The 13,177-nt window shown below is 65.0% G+C and carries 12 protein-coding genes; 7 read left to right on the plus strand and 5 right to left on the minus strand.

Annotated elements, in window-relative coordinates; translation table 11 throughout:
* Window positions 1-40 precede the first annotated feature (40 nt).
* Window positions 41-3,616 (minus strand): indolepyruvate ferredoxin oxidoreductase family protein, encoded by a 3,576-nt coding sequence (locus WG899_RS12105; protein ID WP_444718844.1) that lies wholly within the window; start codon window positions 3,614-3,616, stop codon window positions 41-43.
* Window positions 3,617-3,762: 146 nt separating this feature from the next.
* Between WG899_RS12105 and WG899_RS12110 the strand changes: the two genes are divergently transcribed.
* Window positions 3,763-4,236, plus strand: coding sequence for an Lrp/AsnC family transcriptional regulator (locus tag WG899_RS12110; RefSeq protein ID WP_339595911.1), 474 nt, complete (start codon window positions 3,763-3,765; stop codon window positions 4,234-4,236).
* A gap of 26 nt (window positions 4,237-4,262) precedes the next feature.
* Here the strand turns inward: WG899_RS12110 and WG899_RS12115 are convergent, their stop codons facing one another.
* The 3 genes from WG899_RS12115 to WG899_RS12125 form a co-directional block, all read right to left on the minus strand.
* A complete protein-coding gene (locus tag WG899_RS12115) occupies window positions 4,263-5,204 on the minus strand; it encodes a winged helix-turn-helix domain-containing protein (RefSeq protein WP_339595912.1) in 942 nt (313 codons plus the stop codon).
* 167 nt (window positions 5,205-5,371) lie between these two features.
* Window positions 5,372-5,815, minus strand: a complete 444-nt coding sequence (locus WG899_RS12120) for a hypothetical protein (protein WP_339595913.1) — start codon at window positions 5,813-5,815, stop codon at window positions 5,372-5,374.
* 262 nt (window positions 5,816-6,077) lie between these two features.
* Window positions 6,078-6,422: a zinc ribbon domain-containing protein YjdM gene (locus tag WG899_RS12125; RefSeq protein ID WP_339595914.1), complete on the minus strand. Its 345-nt coding sequence runs from the start codon at window positions 6,420-6,422 to the stop codon at window positions 6,078-6,080.
* A gap of 210 nt (window positions 6,423-6,632) precedes the next feature.
* Between WG899_RS12125 and WG899_RS12130 the strand changes: the two genes are divergently transcribed.
* The 5 genes from WG899_RS12130 to WG899_RS12150 all read left to right on the plus strand — a co-directional run bounded on the left by WG899_RS12130 (window position 6,633) and on the right by WG899_RS12150 (window position 11,087).
* On the plus strand, window positions 6,633-7,478 hold the full coding sequence (locus WG899_RS12130; protein WP_339595915.1) for a class I SAM-dependent methyltransferase: 846 nt from the start codon (window positions 6,633-6,635) through the stop codon (window positions 7,476-7,478).
* A gap of 28 nt (window positions 7,479-7,506) precedes the next feature.
* Window positions 7,507-8,391, plus strand: coding sequence for a Rossmann-like and DUF2520 domain-containing protein (locus WG899_RS12135; RefSeq protein WP_339595916.1), 885 nt, complete (start codon window positions 7,507-7,509; stop codon window positions 8,389-8,391).
* Between the two features lie 32 nt (window positions 8,392-8,423).
* Window positions 8,424-9,617, plus strand: coding sequence for a GGDEF domain-containing protein (locus WG899_RS12140; protein ID WP_339595917.1), 1,194 nt, complete (start codon window positions 8,424-8,426; stop codon window positions 9,615-9,617).
* Between the two features lies 1 nt (window position 9,618).
* Window positions 9,619-10,311 carry a CBS domain-containing protein gene (locus WG899_RS12145; protein ID WP_339595918.1) on the plus strand — a complete coding sequence of 231 codons (693 nt, stop codon included), beginning with the start codon at window positions 9,619-9,621 and terminating at the stop codon, window positions 10,309-10,311.
* Window positions 10,312-10,493: 182 nt separating this feature from the next.
* Window positions 10,494-11,087 (plus strand): protein phosphatase CheZ, encoded by a 594-nt coding sequence (locus WG899_RS12150; RefSeq protein WP_339595919.1) that lies wholly within the window; start codon window positions 10,494-10,496, stop codon window positions 11,085-11,087.
* A gap of 15 nt (window positions 11,088-11,102) precedes the next feature.
* Here WG899_RS12150 and WG899_RS12155 read toward each other — a convergent pair whose 3' ends face one another.
* The gene (locus WG899_RS12155) at window positions 11,103-11,939 is read right to left on the minus strand and encodes a M90 family metallopeptidase (protein ID WP_339595920.1); all 837 of its coding nucleotides are present in this window, start codon (window positions 11,937-11,939) and stop codon (window positions 11,103-11,105) included.
* Between the two features lie 64 nt (window positions 11,940-12,003).
* Between WG899_RS12155 and WG899_RS12160 the strand changes: the two genes are divergently transcribed.
* Entirely contained in the window at window positions 12,004-13,176 is a 1,173-nt protein-coding gene (locus WG899_RS12160) for a YbfB/YjiJ family MFS transporter (protein WP_339595921.1), read from the plus strand.
* The last annotated feature ends 1 nt before the right edge of the window (window position 13,177 follow it).

The raw sequence follows: 13,177 nt of genomic DNA on the forward strand, positions 1-13,177 counted from the left end.
TACCGGCACGGGCGAAGCTTGCACAGCGCTCAGTGTCTCGTCATAGCTCCGCTACGCTCTTGATCCGCTGCGGCATGGCCACGCTTTGCGCCAGCGGCTCGGCGGCTCGGCCGTGAAAGCGGTCCAGCAGCGCCTTTTGCTTGGCCTGGGCTGTCACCACGTTCGCATGCTTGACATGGCCGTAGCCGCGGATTTGCTCGGGCAGCCGGGCCAGTTGCAGGGCGATGTTCAGCTTCTCGGCTGTCAGGCCGGCCAGTAACTCATCGACCAGCGCTTCGTAGTCTTTGATCAGCTGGCGTTCCATGCGCCGCTCTTCGGTCTTGCCGAAGATGTCCAGTGCGCCGCCACGCAGACCCTTGAACTTGGCCAAGAGCTTGAAGGCCTTGAAGGTCCAACTGCCCATTTCGATCTTCTTGGCGCGACCATCGGCGCCGGGTTTGGAGATCAGCGGTGGCGCCAGGTGGAAGCTCAAGCGCTCCCAGTTCTCGAACTGCGCCTTCATCGCCGCTTCGAACTTGCCGTCGGTGTAAAGGCGGGCGACTTCGTATTCGTCCTTGATGGCCAGCAGCTTGGCGTAGTAGCGGGCCACGGCCTTGGACAGGCGCTCGGCCTTGCCGGCTTCGCCCAAGCTGGACTCGGCCTTGCGCACGCGAGCGACCAAATCGGCGTAACGCTGCGCATAGGCGGCATCTTGATAGGCGCTCAGATGCTGCATGCGGCGGGCGATCAAGCCGTCTGGCCCGTCGAGCTTGTCTTGACCCAAGAGCAGCTGCACCTTGTGTTCGTTCGCGCTGCCGCCGCGCAGGCGGTCCAGCGCTTCGGGCGCGCCAATTGCCAAGCGTCCCAGCGCAAAGGCGGTCTTGTTGCCTTCCACCGCTACGCCATTGAGTTCCATGGCACGCAGCAGAGCGGCCTGGCTCAGTGGGATCAGGCCGCGCTGATAGCAGGCGCCCAGCATGATGATGTTGCTGGGCATGGTGTCGCCCATCAGGTCTTGGGCAATGGCTTGCGCATCCAGCGTGGAGAGCAGGCTGTCATCGGCAATCGCGTGGCGCATCTTGGCCAGCAGCGAGTCGCCTTGCAGGCTGGCGTCAGGGTTGCGCACAAAGGCCGCGGTCGGCAGCTCGTGCGTGTTGGCCACGATGATGGTGCGGCCGGGCTTGACGGTGCCCAATGCATCGGGCGAAGCGCCCACCACCATATCGCAGGCCAAGAGCACATCGGCCTGTTGGGTGTCGATGCGCACCTGGTTGAGCAAGTCTTGCGTCGGCGCCACGCGCACAAAGCTCAGCACCGAGCCACCTTTTTGCGCGAATCCCATGAAGTCCAGCACCGAGGCTTGCTTGCCTTCCAAATGCGCGGCCATGGATACGAGTGCACCCACCGTCACCACGCCGGTGCCGCCCACGCCGGTGACCAAGAGGTCAAACGGCCCCGTCCAGTTCCAGGGTTTGGGCGTGCCGATTGCCGCGATCTCGCGTGCCAGGTCTTGCGCCGTGAAGCCACCACCGACGCGCTTCTTCAGCTGCGCGCCATGTACCGAGACGAAGCTCGGGCAGAAACCGTTAACGCAAGAGAAGTCCTTGTTGCAGCTGCTTTGCTCGATGGCGCGCTTGCGGCCGAAATCGGTTTCCACCGGCACGACCGACAGGCAGTTGCTGGCCTGGCCGCAGTCACCGCAGCCCTCGCAGACCTGCTCGTTGATGAAGATGCGTTTCGGCGGGTCGTAGAACTCTTTCTTTTTGCGGCGGCGGCGCTTTTCGGCGGCACAGGTCTGGTCGTAGATCAGCACCGTCACGCCCTCTATTTCTCGAAGCTCGCGCTGCACCGCATCCAGCTCGCTGCGGTCGTGGAAGGTGGTGCCGGGCGGGAACAGGTTCTCGTGGCCTTGGTACTTCTGTGGCTCGTCGCTCACCACCACCAGGCGCTTCACACCCTCGGCTTCGACTTGGCGGGCGATCTGGGGCACGCTGGTCGTGCCGTCCACCGGTTGGCCGCCGGTCATGGCGACGGCGTCGTTGTAGAGGATCTTGTAGGTGATATTGGTCTTGGCAGCGATGGCCTGGCGGATGGCCAAATAGCCCGAGTGGTAGTAGGTGCCGTCGCCGAGGTTCTGGAACACATGCTTCTCGGTGGTGAAGCGGCTGTGCGCCGCCCAGTCCACGCCCTCGGCGCCCATCTGGATCAGCCCGGAGGTGCCGCGCTCCATCCAGCTGGCCATGAAGTGGCAGCCGATGCCGGCCAGGGCCCGTGAGCCTTCGGGCAGCTTGGTCGAGGTGTTGTGCGGGCAGCCCGAGCAGAAGTAGGGCTGGCGGCGCACACCATCGGCCGCGTTGGACAGCAGGCAGGGGGTGAGGAAATCCACCACCAGGTTGCGGCGGTCCAGGGCGGGGTTGAGACGGGCCAGCCAGTCCGCCACGGTGTTCATGATGCGCGAAGGGCGCAGCTCGCCAAGCGCGCTCAGCACGGCCTGGCCATGCTCATCGGTCTTGCCCACCACACGCGGGCGCTGCGCATCGGGCAGGTGGTAGAGCAGCTCCTTGATTTGGCGTTCGACGACCGGGGCTTTCTCCTCGATCACCAACATATCGGTCAGGCCCTGGGCGAACTCGCTCATGCGCGAGGCTTCGAGCGGGAACACCAGGCCGACCTTGTAGACCCGCACGCCGGCCGCGGCCAGGGCGTTGGGGTCCAGGTCCAGGCGGCGCAGCACTTCCATGAAGTCGTAATGCGCCTTGCCCACGGTGACGATGCCCAGCGTCGCGCGCGGGCTGGTGACGATGTGCTTGTCGATGCTGTTGAGCTTGGCAAAGGTCTTGACGGCGTTCAGCTTGTGCTCAAGACGGGTTTCCAGCTCCAGCGAGGGCAGGTCCACCGCGCGGATGTGCAGGTCCACCGGTGGCTTGTGGTCCACCGGCAGCTCAAAGTCCAGCGGCACGCTGTCCAGGTCCACCGTCATGCCCGACTCCACCACTTCGGAGATCGCTTTGAAGCCGACCCAGGTGGACGAGAAGCGGCTCAGCGCCCAGCCGTAGAGCCCGAACTCCAGGTATTCGGCCACATTGCCCGGATGGACGATGGGCATGTGCCAGGCCTGCAAGGCCAGATCGCTCTGGTGCGGGGTGCTGGAGGACACGCAGCCATGGTCATCACCGCAGACGACCAGCACGCCGCCTAACTTTGAGGTGCCATAGACATTGCCATGCTTGAGCGCATCGCCCGAGCGGTCCACGCCCGGGCCTTTGCCGTACCACATGGCGAACACGCCGTCGGCCGTGCGCTTCGGGTCCAGGGCCACGCGCTGCACGCCGAGGCAGGCGGTGGCGGCCAGGTCTTCGTTGATGGCGGGCAGGAAGTTCACCTTGGCGGCGTCGAGGAATTTCTTGGCCCTCCACAGCTGCTGGTCCACCATGCCCAGCGGGCTGCCGCGGTAGCCGGAGACAAAACCGGCGGTGTTCAGTCCCTTGCTTTCGTCCTGCGCTTTCTGTGCCAGCAGCAGGCGCACCAGGGCTTGGGTGCCGGTCAGGAAGACCGCGCCGCTGGTGGCCGCGAGGTTGTCCGAGAGCTTGTAGTCCCGCAGCGCGGGCTCCTGGGGAGCGGGGCTGGTGGTTTGGATTTCTGAGCTGGACATGGGCTTTCCTCGAGGGACGATCGAACGAGCGATAGGTGGCCGGGATTTTTCGTCAGAGGGCCAAGTGTTTGTTGCTCTGTTTACCGCTGTCAAGCGGGTGAATGAGAGAATTCATCTCAAAGGAGCATTAAATGGAGATGGATCGTTTTGATCGGGCCACTAGGCAGATTTTGGAAGCCCTGCAGGCTGACTGCCGGCAAAGTACCCAAGCGCTGGCCGACAAGGTGGGCCTGTCGGCCACGCCGGTCTGGCGGCGCATCAAGGAACTGGAAGACAGCGGGGTGATCCGCCGCCATGTGGCCTTGGTGGACCGGGAAAAGCTGGGCCTCAATATCTGCGTGCTGGCCAACGTCAGCCTGGTGCGGCACAGCGAGGGCGCGGTGGAGCAGTTCGAGCGTCTGGTGCAGGCCAGCCGAGAAATCATCGAATGCCACGGCATCACTGGTGAGGCCGACTATGTGATCAAGGTCGTCGTGCCCGATATGAAGGCCTACGACCTGTTCCTGCAAGGCCAAATCTTCAAGGTGCCCGGCGTGGCCAGCGTGCGCAGCAATGTGGTGCTGCGCGAGGTCAAGTACGAGACGGCGCTGCCGGTGAGCACTTAGGGCGGCGCGCCTGCGTAGGCCCTCGCCTAAGACTTGCTGGGTTTGATGCCGGACGAGGGGTTCAGTGAGCCGTGCAGCGCGCGGCCAACCTCGGCGGCGATATCGTCCTGAATCATCAGCAGGTCGGTGGCCGGCCGGTCATAGGACTCGGACCACACCACAAAACCTTGTTCGACCCGCACCAGTTGGGCGCTGACCCGCAGCGTCTGTCCGGATTTGTGCACGCTGCCTTCCAGCACATAGTGCACCCCCAGGGTTTTGGCGATCTCGCCGATCGGCGTGTTCTTGCCCTTGTAGGCAAATGACAGCGAGCGCGCCGCCACGCTGATTTTGGGCTGCTTGCCCAGCATCTCGATCAAGGACTCGGTCATGCCATCGGCAAACACCTCTTGATCCATCTCGGGGCTCAGATCCAAGAACGGCAGCACGACGATGGCTTCCTTGTTGGCTGCTGTTCGGGTGCTCGACCATAGACCTAGGCCAAGCGCCAGCAGCAGGGCCAAGAGGGTCAAGATCAGGCCGGGCTTGAGCCAAGGTGGGTTCGAAAGGGGCGGTGTTGCGGCGCTCTCGTGCGCTGCCGCGTTGCCTAGCGCGGCGAGCGGCGGTTCGCTCGCCTCAGTGACCTCGGGCGGCACGGCATCGGCCGCGCCGAGTGGGGCCACCAAGCGGTAACCCATTCGGGGCACGGTGGCGATATAGCGGGCTTGCCGGGGATCGTCCCCGAGTGACTTTCTTAGGCCGGCAATGGCTTGGTAGACCGAATCCGGCGACACCACCACGCCGGGCCACACCTGCTCCAGCAACTCTTCGATGCTGACCACCTCACCGGCCCGCTCGGCCAGATAGACCAGCAAGCGCATGCTGCGGGCCTCCAGGCGAACGCAGCTGTCGGCCAGGCAAATCTGCCCGCTGTTTGGCATCACGCGCCAGTCGCCCAGCAGAAATTCTTGTTCGGAGCTTCGGTCCACGGCAGGCCCAGTCAGAGTGCCTTCCCGCAATGTTTACGCAGCGCAACCCCTTGTGGATCGCGCCGGCCGGGCCTGGCGCATGCCGGTTTGAGGCCGGCGCCGGCGAATTCTAGGGCGCCGGGGCCTCGGCTTTCGACGGGGGGCGCGATTCGGCTTGGCAAAGCTCGTCAAGCTGAAGCGACAAGCCCTCGACGGCGCAGTGATTGCGGCGCGTGCTGCCAAGCCACGCACAGGAAGCAGACGATCATCAGCACCGGGTATTCGCAACCATCTACTTCGCTGCCGGAGGAGAACCAGCCGTTTTGCAGGTGGTGAACCGGGATGCCGACCATGTAAATGAAGGCATAGACCAGGCTCATCGGGAAGACGATGCGACGCCAACTCAGCAGCAAGGGGGCCAGGGCTTCGAGCGCGGTCATGGTGGCGCCAAGAAAGGCGGCCATGGGCAGGCCGTGGTGACCCAGATAAACGCCGAAGCCGGGCACATGACCATGCAGGAAACGGGTCCAGCCGTGGATGGCGATCAGCACGGCGATGGTGAAACGCAGCGCGTTCAGGGCTTGCTGGCTGCGCGCATCGGAGAGTGCATCGTGAGTGGGGGTGAGCAACATGAATCAGAGTCCTCGTTCAAAGATTGACCCGCGCCTTGGCGCAGGGGGAGGCCGGGTGGCCGGTGTCCGACCCGGCGTCACACCGTCCCGCCGCCTTGCAGCCGGTCGATGTCACAGGCCTGCATGCTGCGGGGAAGCAGCTCAATCTCGTTTGAAAAGTTCTGAAACTTGTCTGAAGAACTCTGAATACCTACGTTTTAGTTTGGAATTGACGCTGTTGTGCCCGAATTGGCCCAGAGCTTGGCCAAGTCAAGGCAGTGACTCAGGCCTTCTTCAAGAACTCCGACTTGAGGCTGAGGCTGACGCCGTCAATCTTGCAGTCCACATCATGGTCGCCGTCGACCAGGCGAATCCCCTTGGCCTTGCTGCCTTTTTTGAGCGTGATCGAGGAGCCCTTGACCTTCAGATCTTTGATCAGGATGACGCTGTCGCCGTCGGCCAGCGGCTGGCCGTTGGCGTCACGCACCACCTTGGGTCCGTCTTCATCGGCGCCGCCGGACTCGGCGGATTCGCTCCATTCATGGCCGCAATCCGGGCAAATCGTCATCGCACCATCGCGGTAGGTGTTTTCGAGGGTGCAGACGGGGCAGGCGGAGGGTGTGGTCATGGTGGGCAATCGAGAAAGGGCTTGGGGGCCAGGCGGCGGGCGCCGAAACTGGGTCGGGAGGGGGCGCGATTTTTGAGGTGCGAAACCCAGTGGGGCAACGCCGCGAGGGAATAAACCGAGCATTTTCGCTCATGCCTTTCGACACGGTCGGCGCGCTCGGGCCATACTCGCGGCTGTTTGATCGAACCCAAACTCGGAGAAGCATTGACCATGAATCGTTTGCTCAAGTCTCGTCGAAGCGCGCTGTTGGCCAGCGTCACCCTGTTCGTCGGCATGACGGCGCTGGCGCCTGCCGCCCATGCGCAAGTGGATGAGGGCTTGAAGGCCGCTATCGCCGGCACGCACCGCACCCCGGCCTTTGCCGCCCGTGATGCGGCCCGTCACCCCTATGAGACCTTGAGCTTCTTTGGCATCAAGCCGACCATGACGGTGGTCGAGTTGTCGCCCGGCGGCGGCTGGTACACCGAGATCCTTGCACCCTATCTGCGCGACAAGGGCCAGCTGATTCTGGCCGGCGATGATCCGGCCTCCGAGCAAGCCTATTTTCAGCGCAGCGCCGCCCGCTTGAAGGACAAGCTGGCTGCCACGCCGGCGCTTTATGACCGCGCCCAGGTGACGGTGTTCGCCGCCGGCACCGGCAAGCTTGACTATGCCAAGCCCGGCAGCGCCGACATGGTGCTGACCTTCCGCAATGTGCACAACTGGGTCGCCCTGGGTGAGGCCAAAACGCAGGCTGTCTTCAAGAGCGCCTTCACGGCCTTGAAATCCGGCGGCACCTTTGGCGTGGTCGATCACCGTCTGCCGGCCACTGCCACCCAGTCGGAGAAGGCCGAGAGCGGCTATGTCCATCAGGCCTATGTGATCCGCATGGCCGAGGGCGCCGGCTTCAAGCTGGCTGCCAGCAGCGAGATCAACGCCAACCCGAAGGACAAGGCCGATCATCCGAACGGTGTCTGGGACCTGCCGCCCACCTTTGCCAGCAAGGACAAGGACCGCGCCCGTTTCGAGGCCATCGGCGAGAGCGACCGTATGACGCTGAGGTTCGTCAAGCCCTGAGCCCCAGCGCTGCCCGGTCGGCTTGAACATGCCGCGCAACAGCATCGCCTTCATCGGCGCGGGCCGTTTGGGCCGCACCTTGGCGCGCGCCTGGGCGGCGCGAGGTGAGCCGGTGGTCGCGGTGGCCAGTCGTTCACCGGAGTCCGCGCTTGAGTTGGCCGCGCAACTGCCCGGCTGCCAAGCCCTGACGCCGGCGCAGGCGGTGCAGCAGGCTGATTGGGTGTTTCTGACCGTTGCCGATGACGCGATTGCGCCCCTGGCCGAGTCGCTGCCCTGGCGACCCGGCCAGGTGGCTCTGCATTGCAGCGGCGCCACCGAGTTGACGGCCTTGGCGGCGGCCAGTCGGGCCGGTGCTCAGGTGGCCGGTTTTCATCCCTTGCAGATTTTTTCGGACCCCGCGCGGGCCGAGCAATTGCTGGCTGGCAGCAGCGTTGCCATCGAGCTGGGGGCACCGGACGCCGCATTGCAGCAGCGCTTGCAAGACCTGGCCCTGGTGCTGGGCATGAAGCCGCTGCAACTGCCGCCGGGCAGCCGGGCGGCCTATCACGCCGCGGCCAGTTTCTCGGCCAGCTTCTTGTTGTCGATGTTGGATGAGGCGGCGCAGCTGTGGGCGCGCGTGGGGCTGCCCGAAAACGCGGCCTTGCCGGCCTTGTTGCCGCTGGCGCGCGGCACGCTGGATGCGGCGGCAGCGCGCGGGCTGGCCGGCGCCTTGTCGGGGCCGATCTCGCGCGGCGATCAGGGTGTGGTGGCGGCCCATCTGCGGGCGCTCGATGGTCTGGGCGACGCACATGGCGAGTTCTACCGCGAGCTGGCGCGGCGCCAACTGTCCCTCGCACGCCTCAGCGGCAGGCTCGATGAGGACAGCCTGCAACACTTGCAGGCCTTGCTGTGCCCTGCGCGACTAAATCGTTAGCGGCGGCCGGCACGGCTTCTAGAATGCCCGCCATGAACTTGGACATGCCGACCCTGTTTGTGGTGGTGACTTCGGTCGCCCTGCTGCTGGCATTCTGGGTTGCATTCATGGCCTGGGGGCAGCCGGCGCGGCACCCCTTGTGGGCCTGGGCGCTGGCGCTGCTGTTCTACGCCGTCAGCCAAGTGTTGTTTGGCATGCGTGACGCCTTTCCGCAGAGCGTGGTGGCGATCATTGGCAACACCGCTTACGCGATCGCGTTTGTCCTGATGCTGCTGGCCCTGCGACGTTTTCAAGGCGTGGAGATGGCCGGCTTGCGTTGGATATTGCCGGCGGTCTTGGTGTTTGTGATCGCCGTGTTGGGGTTGGAGCAGGCGCGCTGGCGCGTGTTGGGCGTGTCCTTGGTGTTTTGTGCCCAGATCGGGGTGATCTTGCAGGCGCTGCTGGACCGCAGTCAAAGACAGTATGGGCGCGGGCGCTACATCCTGGTCGGGGCCTTCATCGCGCTGTTGCTGATTTTGCTGCTGCGCGTCGGTAGCGCCTTGTCGGGGGCCATCGAGGGGCCGAGCGGGGTCAGCGCCAGTTCTTGGCTTGGGCTGCTTTTCCTGGTCTCGATGTGCGTGATCTTGAGCATCACCCTGGGCTTTGTCTACATGACGGTGGAGCGCGCCGAGCGCCTCAACTTCGAGATGGCGATGAAGGACATGTTGACGGGCTTGGCGAACCGTCGCGCCATCACCGACCAGCTCTTGAACACGGTGGCGCGTGCCCAGCGTCAGGGGCAGTATCTGAGCGTGCTGATGTTGGACATCGATCATTTCAAGCGCGTCAATGATGGTTACGGCCACCAAGCCGGCGATATGGTCTTGCGCGGCGTGGCGCAGACGCTGCAAAGCCGTCTGCGGGCGCAGGACCAGATCGGCCGCTTTGGCGGCGAGGAGTTCATGGTCATCCTGCCCGACACCAGCCTGGACGGCGCGCAGACGCTGGCCGAGGCGCTGCGGCAGGCGGTGGAGGCCACGCCCACCCAATGGGGCGCGCACAGCATCGCCGTGACCATCAGCATTGGTGTGCGCGGCGGCGCCATCACCGGCGGCGACACCGCGGACAGCCTGGTCGGTTCCGCCGACGCAGCGCTTTACCGCGCCAAACAAAACGGCCGCAACCGGGTTGAACTGGCGGCGCCCGTGGCGGCACCCTTGACGGCGTTCGGCACCTTGGACTACTGAGATGTTCACCGTCTACGGGCTCAATGGGCGGGTGTTCAGCGGCAGGCTGGAGGGCTTGCGGGAGCTTGGGCCGGTGCAAGCGGTCTCACGGGTGCGGGCGGTCGAGCCGGTGCAGGGCGGGGCGGCCCAGCAAGCACCCGGGGTGCTGCTGGCCGGGCCCGCGCCAGACACGGCCCTGCCGGCCTTGGGCGGCGCCGAGCCGCGCGCCAGCGATGCCCTGGCTGTCTATCAACAGGCGCAGAGCTGGGGTGATGGGGCGTCCGAGCGGCGCGTCTTGAGCCTGGTCGAACAACTGATGAGCCGGCGCTTGCACACCGTGCCGGTGGATTCAACGCTGGCCCAGGGCCTGGCTGCCTTGAGCCGAGCCGGGGTGGGGCAGGCGCCGGTGGTCAATACCCATGGTCGCCTGGTCGGCCTGCTGCTGCGGGCCGACCTGCTGCCCGGCCCGCAGCAACTGGAAGACGCCCAGGCCTGGGTCGATTGGCTGAGCCAACCGGTGGCGGCGGTGATGTGGAGCCCGGTGCCTGCGGCGCGCCCGGATACGCCGATCCGCGAGGTGGCGCAGGCCCTGCTCGATCTGCGCCTGCCGGGCATGCCGGTGGTGGACGAGTTCGGCAATATGCTGGGTTTTTTGTCCCGCAGCGACATCCTGCGAGCCCTCACCCGCGAGGCCCCGTTGGACCTCTGGAGCTGAGCCCGACCGGCGGCCGCACCCATGTCGCGCCCGCCGGTGCCAGCCGCGCCGGGCGTGAAATATCCCTCACAGACGGCCCCTTCATGCTGGCCCAATCCCCCTCGAACACGGGGGTGCCCCCGGATAATTGCGGGCAAGTTTTCGCCGCGGCTGTTTGCGGTCAGTTCAGGGAGTCGAGTGCCATGTCAGCAGTTCTTCAACACGTGCATCAGTCCCAAGTCCCCGCCGGCAGCGTTGACGCGGCGCTGGTCGATCCGGTGCAGGTGCTGCACAAGGTGGTGCAAGAACTGCCCGACGCTTGCGAGCGGCTGGCCTATGTGCGCAGCATGACCGAAGAGGCCGCCACCAAGGTGCTGGGCCTGGTCGATGCGGCGCAGGACGATGCCGAGCAGGTGCGTCGCCAGGGCGCCGATTTATCGGAGTCGCTCTGCCGCATGGCCTTGTCGCCCGATCTGACTGTTGAGCGCGCCCGCCAGATGATGAAGCTGTGCGCAGCTTATGCGGCCAACGCCGCCAGCTTCGCCGCCCGTGAAAAGTCGCTGCACACCGAGATCATGATGGCCCAGGGCTTTCAGGATCTGTCCGGCCAGGTCATCAATAAAGTCGTCGGCATGCTGGAAAGCGTAGAGTCGCCGCTGGAACACTTGCTGGCCCAGTTCGAACCGCCCGCCGAGGCTCAGCAAGCCAGCGCTCAAGTCTTGGAAGGTGTGCAAACGCCAGACAAGGCCTTGCAGCAAGACGATGTGGACGACTTGCTGGCGTCTTTGGGCTTTTGAACCCCTTCGCTCTTCCTATTGCCAGGTGATCGGATTGAGTCGGTAATAGCCGCTCAGTTCGGCATACAAGGCGGGATGCTGCAAAGCCAAATCCAGCGGCCGCTCAAAGAACAACTCACTGCAGACGGCAAAGAACTCCGCCGGATCAGTCGCACCGTAGGCATCGATCAGGCCCAGTTCGCCCTGGGCTAGGCGGGCTCGCAGCGCATCAAACTCGTTTTGCATCACCGTGGACCAGCGCCGGTAGGCCTGGGCGCTGGCCAAGACCGGCGCCCCATTGGCATGGCCCTTGGCCTGATCGAGTTGGTGCGCAAACTCATGGATGACCACATTGTGGCCATCGGACGGGTCGGCAGCCCCCGCCTGCACATCGCGCCAAGACAGCAAGACCTGACCCTGCACCCAGCTCTCTCCAGCCAGCGCGCGGCGCTGTTCGCGCAGCACGCCGCCCGCCTCGGTGACCGGGCGGTCCACCATGAAGGCACCGGGGTAGAGCAGGATCTGCTTCAGCTTGGGGTAGTAGTCGCGCCGCGCACCCAGCAGCGGCATGCAGGCTTGCGCAGCGATGGTGACGCGCATTTCATCGGTCACATCCAAGCCATCGCAGCCGATGATGGGCTTCTCAGCCAAGAACACCTGAATCTCTTGCTTGAGCCGCAGATGCAAGTCTGCCGGTAAGCGCTGCGCCAGCGGCACCCGGCGCCGCAAGATGCGCCGCCAGGCCTGCGGGAAGGGGTGCGCACGCAGACGCTGCCGACGCCGGCGCTGCAGCAAGGGGCCGCTCGCCAGCCACAAGACCAAGCCCAGCGCCAGGGCGATGGTCAGCAAAAGGGGCAGGGCATTCGTGTCCATAGACTGCCATATGGGCGCGCAGTTGCTGATTACAAGTCGGCGCGGGATCGCTTAGGCTTGAGCCATGCCAAATACCCCTGCCGAAACCTTGAAAGCCTGGCAAGTCATCGTCGGCGGCATTTGCGGACTGGTGCTGACGATTGGACTGGCCCGCTTTGCCTACACGCCGCTCTTGCCGCTGATGCAGACCCAGGCCGGGCTGAGCCATTTGCAGGGCGGTTGGCTCGCCTCTATCAATTACCTGGGCTATATGAGCGGCGCGCTCTTGGCCGCTTGGATGGACAGCCCGGCGCTGCGGCAGCGGCTCTACAGCGCCGGCTTGTTGTTGAGCCTATTGATCACCGCCTTGATGGGTTTGAGTGATCAGCTGTGGGTCTGGGCTTTGTCGCGCTATCTGGGGGGCTTGTGCGGCGCCGCCGGCATGTTGCTGGGCTCGGGCCTGGTGCTGGGTTGGTTGATGCGGCAAGGGCGCCGGCCGGAGCTAGGGCTTCATTTCATCGGACTGGGTCTGGGCATTGTGGTGTCGGCGCTGGGCGCTTACTTGATGGCCGAGTGGGCGCTGACTTGGTCGCAGCAATGGCTGGGCTTTGCTGGCATTGGTCTGCTCTTTCTTGCGCCGGCTTGGGCCTGGCGGCCGCCGGTGCCGCCGGCACCAAGCCCAGCACTTGCCGCCCCGGCAGCTCCGGCATGGCGCTGGATGGCGCTGATGATGGCCATGTACTTCTGCGCCGGCTGGGGCTTTGTGACCAGCGCCACCTTTACCGTGGCAATCGTCGAGCGCCAGCCGCTGCTGGCCGGTCAGGGGCCTTGGGCCTGGGCCTTGGTGGGCTTGGCGGCCACGCCGGCCGTTTTTATCTGGGACCGGGTGGCGCGGCGCTGGGGTGAGTTGAAGGCCTTGTTTGCCGCCTTTGCCTTGCAAATTCTGTCGGTCTTGCTACCTGCCTGGTCCGACGGATTGGCGGCGGCTTTGTCCGGTGCTTTGCTCTACGGTGCCACCTTCATCGGCATCGTCAGCCTGACGCTGGCGCTGGTCGGGCGGCGCGCGCCTCACAATCCCGGCAAGGCCATGGCCCGGCTGACGCTGAGCTATGGCCTCGCCCAAGTAGGCGCCCCAGCACTGGCCGGCGCGATGGCGCAAGCCAGCGGCAGCTATCGCGGGGCGCTGTGGATCACGGCCGCGGTGCTGGCCTTGGGTCTGGGCTTGTTGACGGTCTTGATGCGCGAGGCGAGCGCTTGAG

The organism is Paucibacter hankyongi, assembly GCF_037482915.1.
Taxonomy (GTDB): Bacteria; Pseudomonadota; Gammaproteobacteria; order Burkholderiales; family Burkholderiaceae_C; genus Paucibacter_A; species Paucibacter_A hankyongi.